28 protein-coding genes and 2 tRNA genes are annotated in these 21,647 nt (G+C 67.2%); 14 read left to right on the top strand and 16 right to left on the bottom strand.

The window, feature by feature from the left end; translation table 11 throughout:
- The first annotated feature begins 382 nt into the window (after positions 1–382).
- The 3 genes from ACWPN8_RS03685 to ACWPN8_RS03675 all read left to right on the top strand — a co-directional run bounded on the left by ACWPN8_RS03685 (position 383) and on the right by ACWPN8_RS03675 (position 2,501).
- On the top strand, positions 383–619 hold the full coding sequence (locus tag ACWPN8_RS03685; protein WP_492239938.1) for a hypothetical protein: 237 nt from the start codon (positions 383–385) through the stop codon (positions 617–619).
- Positions 620–796: 177 nt separating this feature from the next.
- A complete protein-coding gene (locus ACWPN8_RS03680) occupies positions 797–1,291 on the top strand; it encodes a lysozyme (protein WP_109449612.1) in 495 nt (164 codons plus the stop codon).
- Between the two features lie 136 nt (positions 1,292–1,427).
- On the top strand, positions 1,428–2,501 hold the full coding sequence (locus tag ACWPN8_RS03675; RefSeq protein WP_492239937.1) for a COX15/CtaA family protein: 1,074 nt from the start codon (positions 1,428–1,430) through the stop codon (positions 2,499–2,501).
- Between the two features lie 227 nt (positions 2,502–2,728).
- Here the strand turns inward: ACWPN8_RS03675 and ACWPN8_RS03670 are convergent, their stop codons facing one another.
- The 8 genes from ACWPN8_RS03670 to ccoN form a co-directional block, all read right to left on the bottom strand.
- A complete protein-coding gene (locus tag ACWPN8_RS03670) occupies positions 2,729–3,391 on the bottom strand; it encodes a Crp/Fnr family transcriptional regulator (RefSeq protein WP_492239936.1) in 663 nt (220 codons plus the stop codon).
- Positions 3,392–3,572: 181 nt separating this feature from the next.
- Positions 3,573–3,776, bottom strand: a complete 204-nt coding sequence (ccoS, locus tag ACWPN8_RS03665; RefSeq protein ID WP_109449618.1) for a cbb3-type cytochrome oxidase assembly protein CcoS — start codon at positions 3,774–3,776, stop codon at positions 3,573–3,575.
- Entirely contained in the window at positions 3,682–6,231 is a 2,550-nt protein-coding gene (locus ACWPN8_RS03660; RefSeq protein WP_492239935.1) for a heavy metal translocating P-type ATPase, read from the bottom strand. The genes ccoS and ACWPN8_RS03660 overlap by 95 nt, the downstream gene beginning before the upstream one ends.
- 33 nt (positions 6,232–6,264) lie before the next feature.
- On the bottom strand, positions 6,265–6,795 hold the full coding sequence (locus ACWPN8_RS03655) for a FixH family protein (RefSeq protein ID WP_109449622.1): 531 nt from the start codon (positions 6,793–6,795) through the stop codon (positions 6,265–6,267).
- A 222-nt stretch (positions 6,796–7,017) separates the two neighbouring features.
- The gene (gene ccoP, locus ACWPN8_RS03650) at positions 7,018–7,908 is read right to left on the bottom strand and encodes a cytochrome-c oxidase, cbb3-type subunit III (protein ID WP_109449624.1); all 891 of its coding nucleotides are present in this window, start codon (positions 7,906–7,908) and stop codon (positions 7,018–7,020) included.
- Between the two features lie 3 nt (positions 7,909–7,911).
- On the bottom strand, positions 7,912–8,073 hold the full coding sequence (locus ACWPN8_RS03645) for a cbb3-type cytochrome c oxidase subunit 3 (RefSeq protein WP_012972963.1): 162 nt from the start codon (positions 8,071–8,073) through the stop codon (positions 7,912–7,914).
- 15 nt (positions 8,074–8,088) lie between these two features.
- Positions 8,089–8,826, bottom strand: a complete 738-nt coding sequence (gene ccoO, locus ACWPN8_RS03640) for a cytochrome-c oxidase, cbb3-type subunit II (RefSeq protein WP_492239934.1) — start codon at positions 8,824–8,826, stop codon at positions 8,089–8,091.
- A gap of 21 nt (positions 8,827–8,847) precedes the next feature.
- Complete coding sequence (gene ccoN / locus ACWPN8_RS03635) at positions 8,848–10,344, bottom strand: cytochrome-c oxidase, cbb3-type subunit I (protein ID WP_492239933.1); 1,497 nt, start codon at positions 10,342–10,344, stop codon at positions 8,848–8,850.
- Positions 10,345–10,788: 444 nt separating this feature from the next.
- Here ccoN and ACWPN8_RS03630 point away from each other — a divergent pair, with 444 nt between their 5' ends.
- The 3 genes from ACWPN8_RS03630 to ACWPN8_RS03620 all read left to right on the top strand — a co-directional run bounded on the left by ACWPN8_RS03630 (position 10,789) and on the right by ACWPN8_RS03620 (position 12,869).
- Positions 10,789–11,163 (top strand): hypothetical protein, encoded by a 375-nt coding sequence (locus tag ACWPN8_RS03630; protein ID WP_492239932.1) that lies wholly within the window; start codon positions 10,789–10,791, stop codon positions 11,161–11,163.
- Between the two features lie 55 nt (positions 11,164–11,218).
- Complete coding sequence (locus ACWPN8_RS03625; RefSeq protein ID WP_492239931.1) at positions 11,219–11,578, top strand: cupin domain-containing protein; 360 nt, start codon at positions 11,219–11,221, stop codon at positions 11,576–11,578.
- 79 nt (positions 11,579–11,657) lie between these two features.
- Positions 11,658–12,869 carry a class I SAM-dependent rRNA methyltransferase gene (locus tag ACWPN8_RS03620; RefSeq protein WP_492239930.1) on the top strand — a complete coding sequence of 404 codons (1,212 nt, stop codon included), beginning with the start codon at positions 11,658–11,660 and terminating at the stop codon, positions 12,867–12,869.
- A 122-nt stretch (positions 12,870–12,991) separates the two neighbouring features.
- Here ACWPN8_RS03620 and gluQRS read toward each other — a convergent pair whose 3' ends face one another.
- On the bottom strand, positions 12,992–13,837 hold the full coding sequence (gluQRS, locus tag ACWPN8_RS03615) for a tRNA glutamyl-Q(34) synthetase GluQRS (RefSeq protein ID WP_492239929.1): 846 nt from the start codon (positions 13,835–13,837) through the stop codon (positions 12,992–12,994).
- Positions 13,838–13,914: 77 nt separating this feature from the next.
- A complete protein-coding gene (locus ACWPN8_RS03610) occupies positions 13,915–14,082 on the bottom strand; it encodes a hypothetical protein (protein ID WP_014248815.1) in 168 nt (55 codons plus the stop codon).
- 421 nt (positions 14,083–14,503) lie between these two features.
- Between ACWPN8_RS03610 and ACWPN8_RS03605 the strand changes: the two genes are divergently transcribed.
- Positions 14,504–15,067, top strand: coding sequence for an HNH endonuclease (locus ACWPN8_RS03605; RefSeq protein ID WP_109449637.1), 564 nt, complete (start codon positions 14,504–14,506; stop codon positions 15,065–15,067).
- A gap of 71 nt (positions 15,068–15,138) precedes the next feature.
- On the opposite strand, the gene ACWPN8_RS03600 is transcribed toward ACWPN8_RS03605, so the two are convergent.
- Both ACWPN8_RS03600 and ACWPN8_RS03595 read right to left on the bottom strand, forming a co-directional pair.
- Positions 15,139–15,723 (bottom strand): demethoxyubiquinone hydroxylase family protein, encoded by a 585-nt coding sequence (locus ACWPN8_RS03600; protein WP_109449639.1) that lies wholly within the window; start codon positions 15,721–15,723, stop codon positions 15,139–15,141.
- The gene (locus tag ACWPN8_RS03595) at positions 15,720–16,256 is read right to left on the bottom strand and encodes a disulfide bond formation protein B (protein WP_109449641.1); all 537 of its coding nucleotides are present in this window, start codon (positions 16,254–16,256) and stop codon (positions 15,720–15,722) included. Before ACWPN8_RS03595 ends, ACWPN8_RS03600 begins: the two co-directional genes overlap by 4 nt.
- Before the next feature lie 227 nt (positions 16,257–16,483).
- Between ACWPN8_RS03595 and ACWPN8_RS03590 the strand changes: the two genes are divergently transcribed.
- Positions 16,484–16,568: transfer RNA gene (locus ACWPN8_RS03590), tRNA-Leu, on the top strand.
- Positions 16,569–16,601: 33 nt separating this feature from the next.
- On the opposite strand, the gene ACWPN8_RS03585 is transcribed toward ACWPN8_RS03590, so the two are convergent.
- Positions 16,602–16,955, bottom strand: coding sequence for a carboxymuconolactone decarboxylase family protein (locus ACWPN8_RS03585; RefSeq protein ID WP_492239928.1), 354 nt, complete (start codon positions 16,953–16,955; stop codon positions 16,602–16,604).
- A gap of 210 nt (positions 16,956–17,165) precedes the next feature.
- On the opposite strand from ACWPN8_RS03585, the gene ACWPN8_RS03580 reads away from it, so the two are divergent.
- The 3 genes from ACWPN8_RS03580 to ACWPN8_RS03570 all read left to right on the top strand — a co-directional run bounded on the left by ACWPN8_RS03580 (position 17,166) and on the right by ACWPN8_RS03570 (position 18,036).
- On the top strand, positions 17,166–17,549 hold the full coding sequence (locus ACWPN8_RS03580; RefSeq protein WP_492239927.1) for a rhodanese-like domain-containing protein: 384 nt from the start codon (positions 17,166–17,168) through the stop codon (positions 17,547–17,549).
- A gap of 83 nt (positions 17,550–17,632) precedes the next feature.
- Positions 17,633–17,854, top strand: a complete 222-nt coding sequence (locus ACWPN8_RS03575; RefSeq protein WP_492239926.1) for a hypothetical protein — start codon at positions 17,633–17,635, stop codon at positions 17,852–17,854.
- Positions 17,851–18,036: a hypothetical protein gene (locus ACWPN8_RS03570; protein ID WP_109449650.1), complete on the top strand. Its 186-nt coding sequence runs from the start codon at positions 17,851–17,853 to the stop codon at positions 18,034–18,036. Before ACWPN8_RS03575 ends, ACWPN8_RS03570 begins: the two co-directional genes overlap by 4 nt.
- 82 nt (positions 18,037–18,118) lie before the next feature.
- Here the strand turns inward: ACWPN8_RS03570 and ACWPN8_RS03565 are convergent.
- A tRNA-Leu gene (locus ACWPN8_RS03565) sits at positions 18,119–18,203 on the bottom strand.
- Between the two features lie 255 nt (positions 18,204–18,458).
- Between ACWPN8_RS03565 and ACWPN8_RS03560 the strand changes: the two genes are divergently transcribed.
- On the top strand, positions 18,459–18,632 hold the full coding sequence (locus ACWPN8_RS03560) for a hypothetical protein (RefSeq protein ID WP_199237670.1): 174 nt from the start codon (positions 18,459–18,461) through the stop codon (positions 18,630–18,632).
- A gap of 32 nt (positions 18,633–18,664) precedes the next feature.
- On the opposite strand, the gene ACWPN8_RS03555 is transcribed toward ACWPN8_RS03560, so the two are convergent.
- Positions 18,665–18,910: a hypothetical protein gene (locus tag ACWPN8_RS03555; protein WP_109449652.1), complete on the bottom strand. Its 246-nt coding sequence runs from the start codon at positions 18,908–18,910 to the stop codon at positions 18,665–18,667.
- A gap of 118 nt (positions 18,911–19,028) precedes the next feature.
- Positions 19,029–19,814, bottom strand: a complete 786-nt coding sequence (locus ACWPN8_RS03550; protein ID WP_492239925.1) for a competence/damage-inducible protein A — start codon at positions 19,812–19,814, stop codon at positions 19,029–19,031.
- A gap of 66 nt (positions 19,815–19,880) precedes the next feature.
- On the opposite strand from ACWPN8_RS03550, the gene sfsA reads away from it, so the two are divergent.
- Both sfsA and map read left to right on the top strand, forming a co-directional pair.
- The gene (gene sfsA, locus ACWPN8_RS03545) at positions 19,881–20,633 is read left to right on the top strand and encodes a DNA/RNA nuclease SfsA (RefSeq protein WP_492241367.1); all 753 of its coding nucleotides are present in this window, start codon (positions 19,881–19,883) and stop codon (positions 20,631–20,633) included.
- 60 nt (positions 20,634–20,693) lie between these two features.
- Positions 20,694–21,503, top strand: a complete 810-nt coding sequence (gene map, locus ACWPN8_RS03540; protein WP_109449657.1) for a type I methionyl aminopeptidase — start codon at positions 20,694–20,696, stop codon at positions 21,501–21,503.
- Positions 21,504–21,647: the final 144 nt, after the last annotated feature.

The following is a 21,647-nucleotide window of genomic DNA, read 5'->3' as shown; positions in this document are numbered from 1 at the left end:
TAGCACTCCAGCCCGGCGAGTGCCAGACAGCTAATCGAAGCGGATTATGGATTCAAGAGGCTCGTTTCGGAATTTGCCGCAAATGTCTGCAACACTCATCCGACACTGCTTATAGCACATTGATTTCAAATGATATTCCCTCATCTCGGCAGGCAGCCGGCACGGGCAAATTTCTTCAAACGGTCACGAGGAAACCGACCCTTCCGGCAGCGGACGCATCGCCGGGACAGCAAAAGGCTGGAACCGGGCGCCAGATCCACCCGATCCTCCCAGCCGCTCGCTCACCTCCCGCACGTCACGCCTGTGATTGCCGTCACAGCGCCACCGGACGAGATTTCCTAAAATTTTAGAGAAATCGGCATTGGAGAGAGTGGAGGGCGCGATGATGGCGAAGCGGCGGGCGGACGGCTGGACCGGGACTCATGCGGCCGACCGCCTCGAACACAAGCGTCCGGCCCGAATCGCCGCCGCTCCGGGATCGGGCAAGCGGGCACGGTGGCGGGAGCATGAGAGCCGGCTGGTGGAGGTTCTGCTGGAGTTCACCACCATCGCCGGCCTGTTCGCCCTGCTGTTCGCTCTTTTCGTGCTGTTCGGCGCCGCCCAGACCTTGTCACCCTGACTTTATCAGCCCAGGTCCCGCGCAGAATTCTCCTGCCGCGCAGTCTCGGCGGCCACAGCTCCGCAATTCGCGACAAATTGAAATCCACACTTCCCGCTCCGCGCGTATTCCCCATAGGATCGCCGCCGATACGGGCGGCACCACCCCGCCCGGCGCGCCAACCGGGAGTTTCCATCCATGACCACCCAGCCGGTCTGCCAAGCCGCGGTCGATCTTGTGAAGCATTTTGAAGGCCTTTACCTCAACGCCTACCTCTGCCCGGCCGGCGTTCCCACCATCGGTTACGGCCATACCGCCGGCGTGACGATGGGGCAGACCATCACCGTCGAGCAAGCCGATGCCTTTCTCGCCTCCGACCTTGCCCAGGCCGCCGGCCATGTCGACGCCCTGGTGACGGTGCCGCTGAACGACGACCAGCGCGGCGCGCTGGCGTCCTTCGTCTTCAACCTCGGCGCCGGCAGCCTGCAAAGTTCGACCCTGCTGAGGCTGCTGAACGAGGGCGATTATGCCGGGGCTGCCGGTCAGTTCGGCCGCTGGGTCTATGCCACGGTGAACGGCACGCCGACCAAGCTGCCTGGCCTCGTCGCCCGCCGCGCGGCCGAGGAGGCGCTGTTCCAGAGCCAGACCGCCCAGCCGAAGACCGGCGTCACCACCGCGGACGGCACCCCCTGATCCTGGCCTGATATCCGGGCCCGATATCCGAGCCCGATCCGGCCTTCCGGCAGGCGTCGGGCACGAGCCGTTTGACGGGACGGGATGTTCGCCCCACATTTGCGGACATCCCACCGCCGCGCTCCGGAATGCCGCCTTGACCGCCTTTGCCTCCGACAGCCTCGCCGCCGCCACCCGCCCCAATCCGAACCGGCCCATCGCCGTCTGGCTTCTGGTCTGCGCCGCCATGGTGCTGGCCATGGCCGTGATCGGCGCCATCACCCGGCTGACGGAATCCGGCCTGTCGATGGTGGAATGGAAACCGCTGATCGGCATTTTGCCGCCGCTGTCCTCGGCGGAATGGAACCGGGTCTTCGACCTGTACAAGGCGACGCCGGAATTCCGCATCTACAACAGCCACATGGATCTGGCCGGCTTCCAGTCGATCTTCTGGTGGGAGTGGTTCCACCGGCTGTGGGGCCAGCTGATCGGCTTCGTTTTCCTGATCCCCTTCCTGCGTTTCTGGATGCAGGGCCGCATCTCGTCGGAGCTGTGGCCGAAGCTGGCCGGCCTGTTCCTGCTGGGCGGGCTCCAGGGCGGCATCGGCTGGTTCATGGTGAAGAGCGGGCTGGTCGATTCGCCGAACGTCAGCCATTACCGGCTGGCCCTGCATCTCAGCACTGCCATCCTGATCTACGCCCTGCTTCTGCGCACGGCGCTGGGCCTGCTCGATCCGCTGCCAATGGCGGGCTGGCGGCCGGAGGCAGCGTCCCTGCGCCGCCACACCGGCTGGGCGCTGGGTCTGGTCGCCGTCACCATTGTCTGGGGCGCCTTCCTCGCCGGGTCGGACGCCGGCTTCGCCTACAACACCTTCCCGCTGATGAACGGCCACTGGATCCCGCCGGAGGTCGACACGCTGACGCCCTGGTGGCTCAACCCGGTCGAGAACACCGCGGCGATCCAGTTGATCCACCGCGCGCTGGCGATCCTGACCGGGGTGGTCGTCCTGGTGCTGGCCGCCCGCGTCCTGAACGCCCGCCTGCCGGGACGCGCCGGCCGCGCGGCGCTGGCGTCGGGCGCCATGGTCCTGCTGCAAATCGCGATGGGAGTCGCCACGCTGCTGACCGTGGTGTGGACGCCCATCGCCGCCGCCCATCAGGCCGGCGCCATTCTGGTGGTGTCGATGCTGGTCTGGCTGCTGTTCGAACTGCGGCCGGTCGGGCGGGAATAACGCGCGTCGTATTCTTGCCGGCTTGCGGGCGCGGCCGGCAAGATCGACACGGATTGCACGGATTTAGGCACGGATTACACGGATTTTTTATGGCTTGCCGGCGCGGATGCTTCCCGATAAGCCGAAGCCTCGCGGAGGAACATCCGTGAAATCCGTGTCCTAATCCGTGAAATCCGTGGGAAATTTGCCAAACACGCCCGCGCCCCGCAAAAGCGCGGGGCTCCGCGTCACGCCCCTTCGGCCAGATCGTACATCGCGTCGAGGTCGGCGATCAGGACCTTGTTGCCTTCCTGGAGCGAGATCACCCCGGCGGTCTTCAGCTGGGTGAAGGTGCGGCTGACGGTTTCGGTGGTCAGGCCCAGATAGTCGGCAATGTCGGCCCGGCTCATCGGCACGAAGACCGGGTTTTCCTTGTGACCGCGGCGGGCGGCGCGCTGCGACAGCATCAGCAGGAAGGAGCAGATCTTCTCCTTCGCCGTCTTGCGGCCGAGCAGGAGCATCTGGTCCTGTGCCGCGGCCAGCTCGTTCGACGCCATCGAGAACAGGCGCCGCTGCATCTTGGGGAATTCCTCCAGCAGCGCATCGATCTTCTTGCGCGGGAAGCGGCAGAGCGAGGCGCTGGTCACCAATTCGGCGGTGTAGGCATAGCTGTCGTTGACCGCCAGCCCAAGGAAATCGCCGGTCACCAGGAATCCGGTGATCTGGCGGCGCCCGTCCGGCAGCAGCTTGTACAGCTTCACCGTCCCGGACGTGACGTTGTACAGCGCATCGGCGGCGTCGCCCTCGGCGAACAGGGTGTGGCCGGAATCGATGCGCACATTCTGCAGAATGTCGGCGAGACGGCGCAATTCCTCGGGTTCCAGCGCGGCGCACACCGTCAGGCTGCGCACGGGACAGGCCCCGCAGGGATTCATTTCCGTCGCAGCGCTCTTTTCCCGAGCGCGAACCATATCAAAAGGTGGCATGGAGGAACCCAGCCTTTCATTCCGCATGGGCCCATATTGGTGGCAATCGCTCAGAATCGCAACCTTGCACGCATACAACCTTTTTATGCCCATACGGGTTTTGGCACTATTGCCCGCGGACGGCCTCCACCGGCTTGGCCGGTTCACCGCCCGCGCGGGGTGCAGCCGGCAGATCGTCGTCGAACAGGACGCGGTGGGCCGCCCCGTCCAGATCGTCAAACTGGCCGGATTTCAGCGCCCACAGAAAGGCCGCCAGCCCCAGTCCGCCCAGGCTCAGCGCGATCGCGATCAGATAGAGAAGCTCGTCCATCACCCGAATCCTTACCCGGCAGTTCCCGAACGGCGATGTTCCGCACGGGAAGATCCTTGACGACGGCGCCGCGGGCCAGCCGCAGCGCGTTCAGAATGACGATCAGTGACGACGACGACATCGCCAGCGCCGCCAGCAGCGGCGTCAGCATGCCACCCATCGCCAGCGGCACGGCGCACAGGTTATACACCAGGGCGATCCCGAAATTCTGCCTGACCAGACGGCCGGACCGGCGGGAAACCTCCACCGTCTCGACGATCGGGCGCAGCAGCCGGCCCTGGAACACCACGTCGGCCGCGGTCTGGCTGACATCCACCGCGGTGGAGGGCGACATCGACACCGCGGCGGCGGCCAGCGCCGGGGCGTCGTTCAGCCCGTCGCCGACCATCAGCACGGTGCGGCCCTGCCCGGCCAGTTCGGCCAGCGCCGCGGTCTTGTCGGCCGGCGTCTGTTCGGCCCGCCAGTCGGCGATGCCCAGCCGCGCCGCCACCGCCGCCACAGCACCCCGGCGGTCGCCCGACAGCAGCTTCACCTCCAACCCACGCGCCTTCAGCGCCGCCACCACCGCGGCGGCGTCGGGGCGCGGGGCGTCGAGGAAGACGATCCGCCGCGGCTCCTCGCCCGGGCGGGCCAGCCACAGTTCGGGACCGGCGGCGTCCTCCGCCTCCAGCGGCGCGCCGGTGAAGCGGCGGCTGCCCAGCCGCACCTCGCCCTCCGCCGTCTGCAGGGACAGGCCGGCGCCGGCGATCTCGCGCACCCCCGCCGCCACCGGCACCTCGGGTGCGGCGGCGGCCAGCGCACGGGCCAGCGGGTGGCGGCTGGCCGCGGCGAGCGAGGCCGCCAGCGCCAAATCCTCCGCCGTCAGCCCCTCCGCCGACAGCCCCCCAGCCGCCAGTCCGTCCAGCTGCGGCACCGGGCGCCCCTCGGTCAGGGTACCGGTCTTGTCGAAAACCACCGTGTCGATGGCGGCGAGCCGCTCCAGCGCGGTCGGGCTTTTCAGCAGGGTGCCCTGGCGCATCAGCCGGCCGCTGGCGATCACCTGCACCACCGGAACGGCCAGAGCCAGCGCGCAGGGGCAGGTGATGATCAGCACGGCGATGGCGTTCATCAGCGCGTCCTGCCACACCACCCCACCCAGCAGCATCCAGCCGGCGAAGGTGGTCAGCGCGGTCAGATGGACGACGGGAGCGTAGAGGCGGGACACCCGGTCGGCGATGGCGACATACTTGGCGCGGCCCTGTTCCGCCACCTCCATCAGCCGGACGATCTCGGCCAGCAGCGTGCCCTCGCCCACCGCGGTGACGGTCAGGCGCAGGGGTGCGGTCAGGTTGAGCGTGCCGGCGAAGACCTGATCGCCCGGCCGCGCGGTGCCCGGCACCGTCTCGCCGGTGATCAGGCCGGTGTCGAGGTCGGACACGCCGTCGGACACCCGGCCGTCGACGGGGATGCGCTCGCCGGCCGCGACCAGGATGGTGGTTCCGGCAACGACCTGCTCCGGCGCCACCACCGCGCTGGTGCCGTCCTCTTTCAGGATGGTGACTGCGTTGGCGCGCAGGCCCAGCAGCTGTTCCGCCGCCGACCGCGCCCGGCCGCGCGCCCGCTGGTCGAGATAGCGGCCGACCAGCAGGAAGAACAGCAGCATGACGCCGCCGTCGAAATAGGCGTGTTCGCCGCTGTGGATGGTCTCGAACAGGCTCATGCCGGTGGCGAGCAGCACGCCGATGGTGATCGGCACATCCATGTTGGTGCGGCCGTGGCGCAGAACCGACAGCGCCGAGCGCGCGAAGGGACGCAGCGCATAGGCGATGGCCGGCATGCAGATCAGCGCCGAAATCCAGTGCATCAGGTCGCGGGTGGCGGTGCCCATGCCCTGGCTGTGGCCGGCCCAGACCGACACCGACAGCAGCATGACGTTGCCCATGGCGAAGCCCGCCACCGCCATGGCGCGCAGCAGCTCCTTCTCGCTCTTGGCCTGGGCGCCGCCCAGCCGGTCGGGATCGAAGGGAACGGCGCGGTATCCCAGCTGGGCCACGGTGCCGACCACCGCGTTGGCGTCGGTCGCCTCGGGCGTCCAGCGCACGGTCAGCCGCCGCGTGGTCATGTTCATGCGGGCCTGGGCGATGCCCGGCTGGCGGTTGAGCGCCGATTCGATCAGCCAGACGCAGGCCGCGCACTGCATGCCGTCGACCATCAGGTGCAGGCTGCGGCTGCCGTCCTGCTCGTCGCGGGCATGCGGTTCGTAATCGACCGCCGGGGTGTCGTCGGGACGCAAGGGGCGGGCGGTGGGATCGACGCTGCGGCGCTCGTAATAGCGCTCCAGCCCCAGCCCGCGCACGAGGTCGTAGGCGGCGGCGCAGCCGGTGCAGCAGAACGGCCCCGCGCCATCGCCGGCAGTCAGGCTGCCAGCTTGCGCATTGTCGCCCAGCTCTTGCCCGCAATGGAGGCAGACGGTCATCTCGACATCACCCTGACTGTCCCGGTCACGCCCTCACTGCACCCAGACGCGCTTCTGGTCCTGATAGTCGCCGCTGGCGTGGGTGATGACGAAGCGCATGTCCCACTGGCCTTCCAGATCCAGTTCCACCGGGGCGCCATAGCGGCCCTCGCCCAGATAGGGCAGCGACAGGGTCTTGTCATGCCCCTCGGAGATCGGACGGATCATCGTCACGGTGACGGCGGCATCCTTCAGGACCTGGCCCTGCTTGTCGCGGACGGTGATGGCGATCACGCCCTTGCGCGGTTCGGTGCTGGTGAAGTCCGGCTGGACCTGCCAGCCGCGTTCCGCCTGGGCACGGGCGCCGGCCAGATCGCTGTTGTAGCCGAGCCCCTTGATGAAGTGGTTCTCGGTCTCGATCCCGGTCCAGCTCGACACCGCGAAATGGACCATCACCCCGTTCACCGCCAGGACGATCATGAAGACGCCGACGAAGATCCAGGGGATGTACCATCCCGGCTGGCGCGGCGCCTTCAGGCGTTTCGGCGGGAGGGGGCGGTTTCCGGTGGTGGTGCTGATGCTCATGTCGCTGGCTGCCCTTCGACTGGTCGGCGGCGTTTGATCGCGGGCACTATGGCGACCGATTGCCGCAGGGACATTGCGATGGATCAAATGACAGGAAGTTAACGAAACCGCCGGTCCCCCGCCTGTCCCGCGCCGCATGTCCCGCAAAGAAAAAGGCGCCGGGGAGTGACCTCCCCGACGCCCTCTCCGGTCGGTTCCGCAGCGGCCCGCCCGGGCTTCGGCTTACTTGCCGCCGCCCAGGTTGTGGACGTAGACGGCCAGCGACTTGATCGTCGCATCGTCCAGGCGCTTGGACCAGGCCGGCATGACGCCGGCGCGGCCGTTGGTCACCGTCTCGACCAGCGTCTGCTTGTCGCTGCCGTAGAGCCAGTTGGCCTGCTTCAGCGGCGGAGCGCCGACACCGTCGACACCGGCGGCAACCGAGCCCTGGGCCGCATCGCCGTGGCAGGCGGCGCAGTTCTCGTCATAGACGGCCTTGCCCTTGGCGGCCTTGCCCGCATCGGCGGTCTTGCCGTTCAGCGACAGCACATAGTCCGTGACCTGATCGATCTGGTCGCGGTTGAGGATGCCGTCCTTGCCGAAGGCGGTCATGCCGACGTTCGGCGTGCCGCGGGTGTCGCCGTCATCCGAGCGGATGCCGTGCTGGATGGTCTTGTAGATGTCGGCCGAGGAGCCGCCCCACAGCCACACGTCGTCGGCCAGCGTCGGGAAGCCCTTGGCGCCCTGGCCGCCGGCGCCGTGGCAGGCGGCGCAGTTCTCGTTGAAGTAGGACCGGCCGCCGGCCATCGCGAAGCCCAGCAGGTCCTTGTCCTTCTGGATTTCGTCGACCGACTTGGCGGCGATGGCGGTCAGGTACTTGGCCTGGCCGGCCTTCGCCTCCGCCAGCTTGGTGTCCAGCTCCTCGCGCTGGGAATATCCCAGGATGCCCTTCGTGTAGGTCTTGCCCAGCGGCCAGGCCGGGTAGAACACGTAGTACACCATCGCCCAGGCGATGCAGACATAGAAGAGATACAGCCACCATTTGGGCAGCGGATTGTTCAGCTCGCGCAGTCCATCCCACTCGTGGCCGGTGGTCTCGACGCCGGACAGCTCGTCCTTGTAATTCTGTGCCATGGTCTAAAGCTCCTGACCATCATCCTTGAGCGGGATCTGGGCGGCATCGTCGAAGGTGCGGCGGTTGCCGGGCCACATGGCGTAAACCAGGATGCCCGTCAGCAGCAGCATCAACCACACCGTCCAGAAGGACCGAAGCATCACCGTGATCGAATCCAAGTCCATGGATTCCTCCCCCGATTACTGCTGCAGCTGCTTGGACTGGTACTTGGTGAAGTCCACCATGGTGCCCAGCACTTGCAGGTAGGCGACGAGAGCGTCCATTTCGGTGACGGTCTTTTCGCCGGTGAAGTTCGCCACCACGGCCTTCGGATAGCGCTTCATCAGCCCGGCGGTGTCGCCGTCGGGGTTCTTCTGCGCTTCCAGGTCGGCCTTGGCGTTGGCGACCTGCTCGTCGGTGTAGGGCACCCCGACGATCTTCAGCGTCTTCAGGTGGTCGCCGATGTCGCCGTAGCTCAGCGGACGCTCCTTCATCCAGCTATAGCCCGGCATGATCAACTCCGGCACGACCGAGCGCGGGTTCACCAGATGGGCGACCTGCCAGGCGTTGGAGTATTTGCCGCCGACGCGGGCCAGATCGGGACCGGTGCGCTTGGAGCCCCACTGGAACGGATGGTCGTACATCGACTCCGCCGCCAGCGAGTAGTGGCCATAGCGCTCGACCTCGTCACGGAACGGACGGATCTGCTGGCTGTGGCAGTTGTAGCAGCCTTCGCGCAGGTAGATGTTCTGCCCGGCCAGTTCGAGCGGGGAGTAGGGACGGACCCCCTCCACCTTCTCGATGGTCAATTCGATGGTGAAGAGCGGGACGATCTGAACCAGACCGCCGATCGACACGGTGATCAGCACGAGCACGATCAGCAGAAGGGTGTTCCGCTCGATCAGGTCGTGGCTGAAGCCCTTTTTATCCTGAGCCATTTCTCGCATCCTTCCCTAGCGTCAGGCCGCGCCGACCGTCGCCTTGTGCGGCGTGGTGACATAGGGCTTCTCGATGCGGACATCGCCCTTCGCCGTGCGCCACAGGTTGTAGACCATGATGAGAGCGCCGGTGACGAACAGGACGCCGCCCATCGCGCGGATCACGTAGAACGGGTGCATCGCCGCGACGGTCTCCACGAAGGAGTACTGCAGGAAGCCCAGGTTGTCGTAGGCGCGCCACATCAGGCCCTGCATGATGCCCGACACCCACATGGCGGTGATGTAGAGCACGATGCCGATGGTGGCGGTCCAGAAGTGGTAGCTGACCAGGCGCATGCTGTAGAGCTGCGAGCGCTTCCACAGCACCGGCACGAGATAGTAGATCGCGCCGAACGAGACGAAGGCGACCCAGCCGAGGGCGCCGGAGTGCACGTGGCCGACGGTCCAGTCGGTGTAGTGCGACAGGGCGTTGACCGGCTTGACCGACATCAGCGGGCCTTCGAAGGTCGACATGCCGTAGAAGGCGACCGAGGTGACCAGGAAGCGCAGGACCGGATCGGTGCGCAGCTTATCCCACGCGCCCGACAGGGTCATGATGCCGTTGATCATGCCGCCCCAGGACGGCATCCACAGCATGACGGAGAAGGTCATGCCCAGCGTCTGCGCCCAGTCCGGCAGGGAGGTGTAGTGCAGGTGGTGCGGACCGGCCCAGATGTAGAGGAAGATCAGGGTCCAGAAATGGACGATCGACAGGCGGTAGGAATAGACCGGCCGCTCGGCGCGCTTGGGCACAAAATAGTACATGATGCCCAGGAAGCCGGCGGTCAGGAAGAAGCCGACCGCGTTGTGGCCGTACCACCACTGCACCATGGCGCTCTGCACGCCCGACACGAAGGTGTAGGACTTCATGCCGAACAGCGACACCGGGACGTTGATGTTGTTGCCGATGTGCAGGATCGCGACGGTGAGGATGAACGCCATGAAGAACCAGTTCGCCACATAGATGTGCAACTCGCGCCGCGTCATCACCGTGCCGATGAACTGGACCGCATAGAGCACCCAGGTGACCGTCAGGTACAGGTCGAGGATCCATTCGGGCTCGGCGTATTCCTTGCCCTGGGTGAAGCCCAGGACGTAGCTCAGCGCCGCGAGCACGATGAAGACGTTGTAGTTCCAGAAGATGAACTTCGCCAGCCCTTCGCCCCCGAAGAGATACTGGCGGCACGTCCGCTGGACCGAATAGAGCGAAGTGGCGAACAGCACATTGCCGCCGAACGCGAAAATCACGGCCGAGGTGTGGACGGGGCGCAGGCGCCCGAAGCTCGTCCACTCCAGCCCGAGATTCAGCGCCGGGAAAGCCAGCTGCAGAGCGATGAAGGTGCCGGCCAGGAAACCGACCACGCCCCAGAACACTGCAGCGATCACGAAGAGTCGGATGGCGTCCTCATGGTAACGCACGTCTTCCGACACCCGCTGGCTGCCCAGGGTGGCCCCTGAAGTCAAAGTCGCTGATGTCATACAATCTCTCCCGTTTGCCCCGGGCGGCCGCGGGGCCGCGCCTTCTGGGTTGCACCACCACTGGGTACGTACTGTTAAGGAGCGGGACAGGTTGCACTCGGAAATGCCGAAAGGGACGCCGGGCGCGCCTGTCTCCAATGGCGCCCACTATGTGGATGGGGGGGTTCAGCAACATTGATCTACGTCAACGACCCTTCCGCCCCGGGGCTGCCATCGTTCAGTGTCCTTGCAATCGGCCGGGCTGAAATGGACGACGGTTTCATCGCTAAACCCCTTGGTCGGCGCCAGATCGACCAGGCTTACCCGCTGGTCTGCGCCCTGGCGCCGGGCCTGGGGGTCGACCAATGGCGCGCATTTGCCGCAGCGGTTCTGGACAGCGCAACCCTGGGGAGCAGTGCGGACGGTGGCGCAGGAGACGGCCGCCAGCCGGCAAGCCGGGGCATCATGACCGTGCAGAACGCGCAGGGGTACCTGCACGGCCTGTTCTCCTACACGGCCGAACCGCACCTGCTGCACGGGCGGACGCTGTGCGTCGACAACTTCGTCGTGCTCGACCTGTTCGACGTCGCCGGCGTGGCGGAAGCCCTGCTGCAGGCGATGGAGGGGCTGGCCCGGCGGCTGGGCTGCGCCGCCATCCACACCACCCTGCCCGACCGTTTCGCCCGACCCGATTCCCTTCAAGGCTCCGGCCGCGACCCGATCCCCGACTGCTTCCGCACCGAAGGGCACCGGCAGGAAACGATCCGCTTCTGCAAGGAGCTGGCGGTGGTCAACGACAATGCCCCGACGCTGGCGGAGGGACGGCGCGACGCGGAGTAGCGCCTGTCGGGCCGGGAGGCGCACAATGCCGGACCTTGCAAAGGAAACGTCTCGGATGAGCGACGCGCTGGTCGGCAGCCTGCTGGAAGGACTTCCCGCAAGTCCGCAGCCCGAAGAACTGTTCAAGACGCTGGCGGCGCTGCCCGGTGTGCGCATCGAGCGGATCGTCTCCACCGGCCAGTCCTCCCCGGACGGCTTCTGGTACGACCAGGAGTGGGACGAGTTCGTCCTGCTGGTCGCGGGCTCCGCCACTCTGCAGGTGGACGGAGAGGGAGACCGCCCGCTGTCCCCCGGCGACTGGGTGCTGCTGCCCGCCCGCACCCGCCACCGCGTTGCCGCCACCGCCGCCGGCGGGCCGACCGTTTGGCTGGCGGTCCATGCCGGTGAGCCGGGCGGCACCACCGGATCGGGGTAGAGGCCGAACGGCGCGGAGCGGCATGGGCGGGCCACCGCAGCCATTGCGCGCCGCCGATTTGCCGCTAGGATGCGGGCCCATGAGCGACACCGGCACCAAACCCGTCAAGAAATACCCCGCGATCCATCTGCAGTCCGGCCGCCAGCGGCGCGTCATGCAGGGGCATCCCTGGGTCTATTCCAACGAAGTCCAGATGGACACCACCGCCAAGGCGGTGCCGCCCGGCAGCCCGGTGCGGCTTCTGGACCCCGGCGGGACGCCGCTGGGCATCTACACCTTCAATCCGCATACGCTGATCGCCGCCCGGCTGCTGTCAAACGACCCGGCGACCGTGGTGGACCAGGCCTTCATCGCCGACCGGCTGCGCCGCGCGGTGGAGTTGCGCGACCGCCTGTTCAGCCGTCCCTTCTACCGCGTCGTCCATGCCGAGGCCGACGGGCTGCCCGGGCTGATCGTCGACCGCTTCGACGATGTGGTGACGGTGCAGGCCAACTCCGTCTTCATGGACCGCCGGATCGACGAGATCCTGGCCGCCATCGACGAGGTGATGGCGCCGCGCGCGGTCATCCTGCGCAACGACGGCAGCCAGCGCGCGCTGGAAGGGCTGGCGGAGGAGACCCGGCTGGCCAAGGGCGAGATCGACGGCTCGATCCGCCTTGAAGAGAACGGCGCCACCTTCTTCGCCAACCCGCTGGACGGCCAGAAGACCGGCTGGTTCTACGACCAGCGCGACAACCGCGCCTTCATCGCCTCGCTGGCCAAGGGCGGTCGGGCCATCGACTTCTACAGCTACAATGGCGGCTTCGGCATCCAGTGCGCGGTGGCCGGCGCCACCCAGGTGATCGCGGTCGACCGCTCCGCCCTGGCCCTGGAGAACGCCACCCGCGCCGCCGCGGCGAACGGCGTCGCCGACCGCTTCGAGGCGCGCAAGGCCGACGCCTTCCAGGAGATGGAGCGGCTGGGCACGGCCGGCGAAACCTTCCAGGTGGTGGTCGCCGATCCGCCGGCCTTCGTGAAGTCGAAGAAGGATCTGGCGGCCGGCAGCCGCGCCTACCGCAAGATGGCGCGGCTGGCGGCGAAGATCACGGCACCGGGCGGTTATCTGCTCTGCGGGTCGTGCAGCCACAATGTCGATCCGCCGACCTTCGCCGAACTGGTCGCCCGCGGCCTGCACGACGCCGGCCGCACCGGCCGCATCCTGCGCAGCGCCGGCGCCGGCCCCGACCATCCGGTCCACCCGCACCTGCCCGAGTCGGCCTATCTGAAAGCGCTCGTGCTGCAACTGGACTGAGTGCAGCCCGCCTGGGCATCCAGGACGGACGGGCGGACGTACACACGCGGTACGTCCCCCGTACGCCTCCAGCCCCGGCCCGGCCCGCCAGTGACACGTACGCCTGCCGCCCGGAGCGAGCCCTATCCTGCAAATCCCGCCAGCGCCCGCACCTCGGCCGGGCTGCGGCCCTCGTCCCGCAGCGACCGCAGGGACTGGGCGCGGTCGCGCTTGGCCAACCGCTCGCCCGCCGCATTCCGCAGCAGGCCGTGATGGTGGTAATCGGGGGGATCGTAGCCCAGCAGGGCCTGCAACAGCCGGTGCAGATGGGTGGCGAAGAACAGGTCCTCGCCGCGGGTGACAAGGGTCACACCCTGGAGATGATCGTCGACGGTGACGCTGAGGTGATAGCTGGTCGGCGTGTCCTTGCGCGCCAGCACCACGTCGCCCAGCAGTTCCGGCGTCGCGTTCTGCCAGCCCAGCGCCCGGTCGTGCCAGCGCAGCGGCCCGGTCAGCCGGCAGGCGGCCTCCACATCGAGTCGCAGCGCCCAGGCGTCGCCCCGCTCGATCCGCTCGGCGCGCTCCGCGGCGGAGCGATGGTGGCAGGTGCCGGGATAGAGCGGCCCGTCGGGTCCATGGGGAGCCGCACCGGCCCGCGCGATCTCGGCGGCGATGTCCTTGCGGGTGCAGAAACAGGGATAGAGCACGCCCAGCGACTCGAGCCGGGCCAGAGCGGCGCGGAAATCGTCGAAATGGTCGGACTGGCGGCGGATCGGACCGTCCCAGTCGAGGCCGAGCCACGCCAGATCCTCGATCAGGTCGCGCTCGTACTCCGGACGGCAGCGGTTGGGGTCGATGTCCTCGATCCGCAACAGGAAGCGGCCGGCGGCACTGCGGGCGGTGGTCCAGCCGAACAGCGCGGAATGGGCATGGCCCAGATGCAGATGCCCGGTGGGGCTGGGGGCGAAGCGGGTGACGAGATCGCTCATTCCCGCTTTATAACGGCTGGCGTGACCTAGATGTAAGCGCGGATCGGATATGGGGCCTGATCGAATATGGGGCCCGATCAGATGTAAGGATTGTCGCGGATCGGCTCGACCGGGATCTCTTCGCCTTCCAGATAGAGCGCCAGACGGCGGCGCAGCTCGCGGTCGAACGCATCGATGCGAATCTGGCGCTCACGCTCCTCGCGTTCACGGCGCTTCTGGGCAAGGTCGATGATGACGGCGGTCATGGCGGACTTTCCTCGGGGTCGCTTCCGGCCGGTTCGGACCGGCGGGATCGGCTTGGATCAACGAGGTCCACCATCGCGCCGTCATGGTTAACGAGGGGTAAGCACGCAAGGCGGGCGCGACTGTTTTTTGCCGATGTCACAGCCGCCTTCACAGCCGCCGCGGGTGGGGCCACTTGACCGCATCCCCGCCGCACCCACCTTGCCCACAGCGCGAAAAAGGTTACACAACGGTGAAGAAATTCGGCCGCACCGGGTCAAGATATTGAGTCCCGAGCCCCGATCCACTATGTATCTGGTTGTCCCGGAGGACGATTCGGCCGCCGGGGCGCAGCAGACATGCCCCGCGCACGGTGCCGCAGCAGTGTCGCGTGCCGGGTCCAGAAACGGTCTCAGACAACGGTTACAGACAAGGGAGTGGCCATTGGCTCCACCACCCGATCACTGTCCGGCTCTGGTGCTGAACGCGGATTTCCGCCCGCTCAGTTACTTCCCCTTGTCGCTATGGTCCTGGCAGGAAGCGGTCAAGGCGGTCTTTCTCGAACGGGTCAACATCGTATCGCACTATGACCGGGTCGTCAGATCCCCCAGTTTTGAAGTCCGGTTGCCCAGCGTCATCTCGCTGAAGGAATTCATCCCGGCCTCGCGCCGTCCGGCCTTCACCCGCTTCAACGTCTTCCTGCGCGACCGCTTCACCTGCCAGTATTGCGGCCGCCCCTTCCCCACCCACGACCTGACCTTCGACCATGTGATTCCGCGGTCCCGCGGCGGTCGGACGACGTGGGAAAACGTCATCACATCCTGCTCGGCCTGCAATCTGGCGAAGGGCGACCGCCTTCCCCATGTCTGCGGCATGATCCCCCTCACGCCGCCCTTCCAGCCCAGTGCCTACGAGCTGCAAGAGAACGGACGCGCCTTCCCGCCAAACTTCCTCCATGAAAGTTGGCGGGATTTTCTTTACTGGGACTCGGAACTGGACCCGATGTAGGCTTGGCGCCGTGCCGTCAACGGATGGGGGCCGCTGCCGGCCCCTGCATCCGCCGCCTCAAACCCGCCCCGTCACACCCGTTCCGCCACCCAGATCACCGCCCGGGTGCCGGCCTTGATCGCCGCCGACAGCAGCGGGTAGCCCGCCGCGCGCTCCGCCTCGTTCTGCAAGCCGATGTCGCGGTGCTCGACCTCTTCCGCCTGGAACTTGCGGATGCTGTCGGACAGCTCCTGCTCGTCCGGGCCAAGATGAGGCAGTTGCGCCTCGTAATGCTCCTCGATCACCTCTTCGACCGCGACGGTGCAGGCCATCGCCGCCCGTTCGCCGAGGATCGCAGTGCCGGCGCCCAGCAGGAAGCCGGTGACGTGCCACAGGGGTTGCAGCAGGGTCGGCCGCACCCGGCGCCGGTTCAGCTGCTTCTCGAAATATTCGAGATGGACCAGCTCCTGATCGGCCATGTGGCGCAGGGTCTTGCCGTGGCGGCCCTTGCCCATCACGGCGATCTGGCCCTCATAGATGCGCTTGGCGCCATATTCGCCGGCATGGTCGACGCGGACGATGCGGGCCAGCCGGTCGCGCCGCGGCAGGTCGCCGGGCAATGCACCGTGACGCGCGCCGTGACGGGAATTGGCGGTGGGAGACGTCGTTTCACTCACAATGCGGTCCTCGACACCGGGGTGCGGGTATAGGCGATGCGTGCCGCGACGAAGGCGTAGGCCGCCAGCGCCAGCGAGATCGCCACGTTGTAGCCCGCCATGGAGATCCCGAACAGCGACCACGCCACTTCGTCACAGCGGGTGACCGGGGCGGCCAGCACCTGGGCGCGCAGTGCCTCCAGCGAATTGGCCGCGGCCGAGCCGCCGCAGGACGAGGTGCCGGCCCACCAATGCTGCTCCACCCCGACATGATAGGCGGCAATGCCGGCACCGGCCAGCAGGGCCAGCCCGCTCACCACCAGCAGCGCGTCGCCCAGCCCCTTCCAGCGGCGGAACAGCCAGGTCACCAGCCCCAGCACCATCACCGCCACATAGGGCCAGCGCTGCATGATGCACAGCACGCAGGGTTGGTAGTTCAGCACGAACTGGAAGAACAGGGCCGACAGCAGCACCCCGGCACTGGCCAGCGCCAGCAGCAGGGCGGCGATGCGGGGATCCTCGAAGGCACGGGAGAGAAAGGGCTTGGTCGTCATGGCGGACAAGGTAGCGCGTGCGAGGCCGTTCGGCCAGCCGTCCGCAAGGCCCGCGGCACGCCTGCGACGGCATGACAGGGCGGCGGCATCGGCAGGGAATAAGCGGCACCGCGGCTGCGTCGCCGGGCGCTGTTTCGCCCCGGACCCGGGCAGCGAACCGGGATGCCCGGATGCCTGTTCTTTTGCCCTTTCCGTTTGCGGACTGTTGCGCTAGAAGAGGCGTCGCTGCGGGCGTGGTGAAATTGGTAGACGCGCCGGACTCAAAATCCGGTTCCGCAAGGAGTGTCGGTTCGAGTCCGACCGCCCGCACCACCCGATCCCTCTGTTGTGGGATCGCGGTTCCGGTCAGCCGGCCGCCTTTTCGGCGAATTGGTCGAATGCTTCGACCGCCTGGGCGGCATACATCACCGACGGCCCGGCGCCCATATAGACCGCCATCCCCATCGTCTCCATCACCTCGTCGCGGGTCGCCCCCTGCTTCATCGCCGCTTCGGCATGAAAGGCGACGCAGCCGTCGCAGCGGATCGCCACCGCGATGGCGAGCGCGATCAGTTCCTTGGTCCTGGTGTCCAGCGCATCCGCCTTGAGCGCCGCCTGGGCCATCCCGGAAAAGGCTTTCATGACCTCCGGGGCGCCGCCGCGCAGCTCGCGGATGGCTCCGGACAGCTCGCCGGTCATCTGCGGCCAGTTCTTGTGCATGGGTCTTCTCCTGCCATCGAAAAAAGGCGCACCGGACGTCCGGGTCGCCGCCCAGCCGGAACCGCCTTGGCGGAAAGCGAGCTGCGGGCGACATCGCCCCATTGACTTAACATTAGAATATACTAATTTATTGGTCAAGGGCAGTCCGACGGCTGCTTGCGGTCCGATGCCACGGCCCGGCCCGCAATCCCCTTTCAAGGATCGACTCCGATGTTCCTCTGCTCCCTGATGCGACGCCTGTTCCCGACCGCGCAGCCCGAAAAGCAGGGCGGCACCGACCGGATCCTGCAGGTCGATCCGCAGACCGCCATTCACTGGCAGGCGAAAGGCGAGGCGGTGATCGTCGATGTCCGCGAACCGCATGAGCACGCCGCCGGCCATATCCCCGGCGCCATCCTGAACCCGCTGTCGCGCTTCGACCCGTCGCGCGTCCCGGCCGAGCCCGACAAGCATCTGGTCTTCCACTGCCAGGGAGGCATGCGCTGCGGTCCCGCCGCCGAGCGCATGATGGCCGCCGGCCATACCGGCACCATCAACCGTCTCAGCGGCGGCTTTTCCGCCTGGGCCAAGGCCGGCGGCCCGGTGGAGCGCTGACGCCCCTCTCAAAGCCGCTGGCCTGCGCCTCACGGCGGACGTATGTGTCTGTCGGTCACAGACAGATATGCAGGGACCGTCGAATGAAGCCCGCCCCCTTTCCTCCCGCGGCCTCTTCCCCGATCGTCGTCGACGAAACCGGACCGCAGAGCTTCACCCTCACCGTGACGTTCGACGGCCAGCGGTTCGAGTGCGGCAGATACATCAGCCGCGCCGCGGCGATGCAAGCCGGACGGCTGTTCCTTCAACGCAAGGAGGGGGAAGCCGCCAACGGCCGGACGAAACGGAAGCCGGGCAGGACGTGACGCCCGACATGCCGCCCGATGACGACCGCACCCGCCTCGCCGCCAATGTCGGCGCGGCCATCGCCGTCATGATCGTCCTTGGCCTGGGATACTGGCTGATGGGTGCCCTGATGCATCAGTCCAGGACCGAGGACTGTCTGCTGGCCCATCGGCGCAGCTGCGGCACGGTCGAGGTGCGGTGAGGTTTCCGGCCGCCGACCCGGAGCCGTTGCCATACCGCCGCCAACCGGCGGCAGGACTGAAGATTTCACAGTATTTTCAATATGGTGCGGGCGGTGGAACTCGAACCCACATACCTAAGGGTGAGGGATTTTAAGTCCCTTGCGTCTACCGGTTTCGCCACGCCCGCGCCCCGGGCCCTGCCATTGCAAGCCGATGCTGATGCACCGGACCGATGACGGCAAAGCTCATGTCCACGGACCGGCCCCGCGCTGCCCGCGGAGATTGCATACCGCAATATGCAACGCACCGTTCCGTGGTCATGACTTAGACAATCGCGGGGGCGCGGGTCAAGGGGCCTTCGCAAAACCGCAGGCATTCCCATATCGAAGGACGCGCAACTGGGGGCCGGCCCGCACCGGCTCGGGAGCAGGAGGGAGACGGCGTGAGCGAGACGCAATGGATGTCGCTGGTGGCGCTGCTGATGGTCGCGGTGCTGGTGGTGCCGGCGGCCCTTCGCCGCAACCGAGGGGCTGTTCTTCGCAACGCGGCGCTGTGGCTGGCGCTGATCGTCGCCCTCGTCTGGGTTTACGACCGCTTCGGACCGTTCGGCAACTGACCGCCGCCCCACCCCGGCGTTGTGCCGCGGCGTTAGGGGCGGGTGTCCTCGTTCATCGTCATGATGCCGATTCCCATCGACACGCTGCCGAAGGTCAGCATCAGGCCGGCATAGAGCATCACCGTGGCGGTGATGCCGTATTCGCTGCTGCCGATCAGGGTCGCCAGCTTGGCGACGTCGAACCACAACAGCCCGCTTGCCAGCACCACGGCGCCGACGATGCCGGCGAACAGGTGGCGGAGAAGAAACAGCAGCGCTGTTTTCTCGAAGCTCTTCATGGCGGGGCTCCCGCGGCGGGAAAGACGGAGATGAGAGGAATTTAATGTAGGACCGAATCGGTCCGCGGCAATCGATCCGCCGACATATCCCCCGTCAGAGCGGCCGTCATACCCGCCACTATCCTTTCGTACCGACCGTGACGGTCGGCGTGCCGCCAAGGCCGCGGATGATCTCCGCCAGCTCGTCGGCGGCACCCGTCACCTCCGCCTCGTCGGTGCCGCGCAGCACCAGGCTGACGCCGAAGAAGCCGTGGCGGAAGTAAGGATAGCTGCCGATCTCCAATGCCGGATGGCGGTCCTGCAGGGCCGACAGCTCGGCGGCGATCACGCCCTCGCCCAGTTCGCAGGCCACCGTGCGGGCATGCAGCGCCGGGCCGCCGGCCAGACGCGGCAGGATGCCGTCCAGCATCGCCCGCATGATGTTGGGCACGCCGGCCATGACGAAGACGTTGCCGATCTGGAAGCCCGGCGCCTGGCTGATCGGGTTGTCGATCAGGATGCCGCCGGCCGGGACGTTGGCCATGCGCAGCCTTGCCTCGTTCAGCTGGCCGGCGGCGTAATGGCGCTCAAGCCGGGCGACCGCTTCCGGATTGCGCTCCAGCGCCACGCCGAACGCCTTGGCGACGCAGGCGGCGGTGATGTCGTCGTGGGTCGGGCCGATGCCGCCGGTGGTGAAGACATAGGTGTAGCGGGCGCGCAGGGCGTTGACCGCGGCGACGACCTCCTCCTCGACGTCCGGCACCACGCGGGCCTCGCGCAGCCGCACGCCGATCTCCGTCAGTTTCTCGGCGATGTGGCCGAGGTTGGCGTCCTTGGTGCGGCCCGACAGGATCTCGTTGCCGATCACCAGCACGGCGGCGGTCGGGTTGGCTCCGGTCTCGTTTGCAGCAGCTTCGGACGTCATCTGGCGGGGGTCTCCATCGGAACGCTCTTGTCGGGCGGGAAGGCCAAGGGTAGCGTCGCCGCCAAGATGCGCTTTCCCACCCCCCTTCTTCAAGGCCGCCTGATCCGCCGCTACAAGCGGTTTCTCGCCGACGTCCTACTGGACGGGGTGGAGGTGACGGTGCATGTCCCCAATTCCGGCAGCATGATCGGGCTGGACAGTCCCGGCTCCGCCGTCTGGCTGTCGCGTTCCGACAATCCCAAACGCAAGCTGGCTTACACGCTGGAGCTGGTGGAGGCCGCCGCCCCCTGGGGCGAGGGGCTGGTCGGCGTCAACACCGGCCACCCCAACGCCCTGGTCGCCGCCGCGATATCGGCCGGCACCATCCCGGAGCTGGCCGGCTACGACCGGCTGCGGCGCGAGGTGAAATACGGCCGCAACAGCCGCATCGACGTGCTGCTGGAGGACGACCCGGCCAGGCCCGGCGCCGATCACCTTTCTATGAGGCCTCCCGCCTATGTAGAGGTCAAGAACGTCCATCTGCGCCGCCCCGGCGGCCCGCATGGAGACGCCGCCGAATTCCCGGACTGCGTGACCGCCCGTGGCGCCAAGCATCTGGAGGAGATGGCGGCGATGGTGGCGCAGGGCTGCCGCGCGGTCATGCTCTACCTTGTCCAGCGCGGCGATTGTTCCCATTTCCGCACGGCGGCCGATCTCGACCCGGCCTATCATGACGGGCTGCGCCGTGCACTGGATTCGGGTGTGGAGGCGCTATGCTGGTCTTGCGCGATCACGCCCGAATCGATTGAATTGGACCGGCCGCTGCCGATCCGGCTTTAGGGTCGCGGCAGCAGGCCTTCGGCATCCGGCTTTTGGTTACCTGGCATAGGGGCTTTCGTCTTGGAACAGGATCACGTCGAATCCAACCGCGTCCGCCTTCATGGTCCGGAGGGATTCGAAGGCATGCGCAAGGCCGGCCGTCTGGCCGCGCTGGCACTGGACTATATCGTCCCCTATGTGCAGCCGGGCGTCACCACCGGCGAGCTGGACCGCCTGCTGGAGCAGTTCATCCGCGACCATGGCGGCATCCCCGCCCCGCTGGGCTATCGCGGCTTTCCGCGGGCCAACTGCATCTCGGTCAACCACGTCGTCTGCCACGGCATTCCCGGCGACAAGCGTCTGGTCGACGGCGATATCCTGAACATCGACGTCACGCCGATCGTCGACGGCTGGTACGGCGACAGCAGCCGCATGTATCTGTGCGGCGACGTCGGCGTGAAGGCGCGCAAGCTGGTCGACGTCACCTATGACGCGCTGATGATCGGCATCGCCGCGGTGAAGCCGGGCGCCACGCTGGGCGACATCGGCCACGCCATCCAGACCTTCGCGGAGTCCCACCGCTTCTCGGTGGTGCGCGACTTCTGCGGCCACGGCGTCGGCCGCGTCTTCCACGAGCCGCCGTCGGTCCTGCATTACGGCAAGCCGGGCGAAGGGCTGGTCCTGCGGGAAGGCATGATCTTCACCATCGAGCCGATGATCAACACCGGCCGCCCCGACGTGAAGATCCTGGGCGACGGCTGGACGGCCGTGACCAAGGACAAGTCGCTGTCCGCCCAGTTCGAGCATTCCATCGGCGTGACGGCGGACGGTGCGGAGATCTTCACCCTATCGCCGGCCGGTTACACGAGGCCGCCTTACCCGGTGGAGTAAAGCTGACGGTCATTGACGGGTCGAGGGGCGGGCGCCGTGTCGGGGGATGCGGCGCCCGAGTTGTTTATGGCAACCGCCAAGCACTCGACTGACCAGCGCCATAACGGAAAGCCGCGCAACACCCCGGAAACGAACAAGGGCCCG

It is taken from the genome of Azospirillum sp. UENF 112521 (genome assembly GCF_058780665.1).
Note: the sequence above shows the minus strand (reverse complement) of the source record. Positions and strands in the feature narration are given on the sequence as shown.

What these genes read in the sequence shown, in the direction of transcription:
- ACWPN8_RS03685 (WP_492239938.1), top strand. Translation starts at nt 383, where the DNA reads ATGATGGCGAAGCGGCGGGCGGACGGCTGGACCGGGACTCATGCGGCC.
- ACWPN8_RS03680 (WP_109449612.1), top strand. Translation starts at nt 797, where the DNA reads ATGACCACCCAGCCGGTCTGCCAAGCCGCGGTCGATCTTGTGAAGCAT.
- ccoS (WP_109449618.1), bottom strand. Translation starts at nt 3,776, where the DNA reads ATGGACGAGCTTCTCTATCTGATCGCGATCGCGCTGAGCCTGGGCGGA.
- ACWPN8_RS03660 (WP_492239935.1), bottom strand. Translation starts at nt 6,231, where the DNA reads ATGACCGTCTGCCTCCATTGCGGGCAAGAGCTGGGCGACAATGCGCAA.
- ACWPN8_RS03655 (WP_109449622.1), bottom strand. Translation starts at nt 6,795, where the DNA reads ATGAGCATCAGCACCACCACCGGAAACCGCCCCCTCCCGCCGAAACGC.
- ccoP (WP_109449624.1), bottom strand. Translation starts at nt 7,908, where the DNA reads ATGGCACAGAATTACAAGGACGAGCTGTCCGGCGTCGAGACCACCGGC.
- ACWPN8_RS03645 (WP_012972963.1), bottom strand. Translation starts at nt 8,073, where the DNA reads ATGGACTTGGATTCGATCACGGTGATGCTTCGGTCCTTCTGGACGGTG.
- ccoO (WP_492239934.1), bottom strand. Translation starts at nt 8,826, where the DNA reads ATGGCTCAGGATAAAAAGGGCTTCAGCCACGACCTGATCGAGCGGAAC.
- ccoN (WP_492239933.1), bottom strand. Translation starts at nt 10,344, where the DNA reads ATGACATCAGCGACTTTGACTTCAGGGGCCACCCTGGGCAGCCAGCGG.
- ACWPN8_RS03630 (WP_492239932.1), top strand. Translation starts at nt 10,789, where the DNA reads ATGACCGTGCAGAACGCGCAGGGGTACCTGCACGGCCTGTTCTCCTAC.
- ACWPN8_RS03625 (WP_492239931.1), top strand. Translation starts at nt 11,219, where the DNA reads ATGAGCGACGCGCTGGTCGGCAGCCTGCTGGAAGGACTTCCCGCAAGT.
- ACWPN8_RS03620 (WP_492239930.1), top strand. Translation starts at nt 11,658, where the DNA reads ATGAGCGACACCGGCACCAAACCCGTCAAGAAATACCCCGCGATCCAT.
- gluQRS (WP_492239929.1), bottom strand. Translation starts at nt 13,837, where the DNA reads ATGAGCGATCTCGTCACCCGCTTCGCCCCCAGCCCCACCGGGCATCTG.
- ACWPN8_RS03610 (WP_014248815.1), bottom strand. Translation starts at nt 14,082, where the DNA reads ATGACCGCCGTCATCATCGACCTTGCCCAGAAGCGCCGTGAACGCGAG.
- ACWPN8_RS03595 (WP_109449641.1), bottom strand. Translation starts at nt 16,256, where the DNA reads ATGACGACCAAGCCCTTTCTCTCCCGTGCCTTCGAGGATCCCCGCATC.
- ACWPN8_RS03585 (WP_492239928.1), bottom strand. Translation starts at nt 16,955, where the DNA reads ATGCACAAGAACTGGCCGCAGATGACCGGCGAGCTGTCCGGAGCCATC.
- ACWPN8_RS03580 (WP_492239927.1), top strand. Translation starts at nt 17,166, where the DNA reads ATGTTCCTCTGCTCCCTGATGCGACGCCTGTTCCCGACCGCGCAGCCC.
- ACWPN8_RS03575 (WP_492239926.1), top strand. Translation starts at nt 17,633, where the DNA reads ATGAAGCCCGCCCCCTTTCCTCCCGCGGCCTCTTCCCCGATCGTCGTC.
- ACWPN8_RS03555 (WP_109449652.1), bottom strand. Translation starts at nt 18,910, where the DNA reads ATGAAGAGCTTCGAGAAAACAGCGCTGCTGTTTCTTCTCCGCCACCTG.
- ACWPN8_RS03550 (WP_492239925.1), bottom strand. Translation starts at nt 19,814, where the DNA reads ATGACGTCCGAAGCTGCTGCAAACGAGACCGGAGCCAACCCGACCGCC.
- sfsA (WP_492241367.1), top strand. Translation starts at nt 19,881, where the DNA reads ATGCGCTTTCCCACCCCCCTTCTTCAAGGCCGCCTGATCCGCCGCTAC.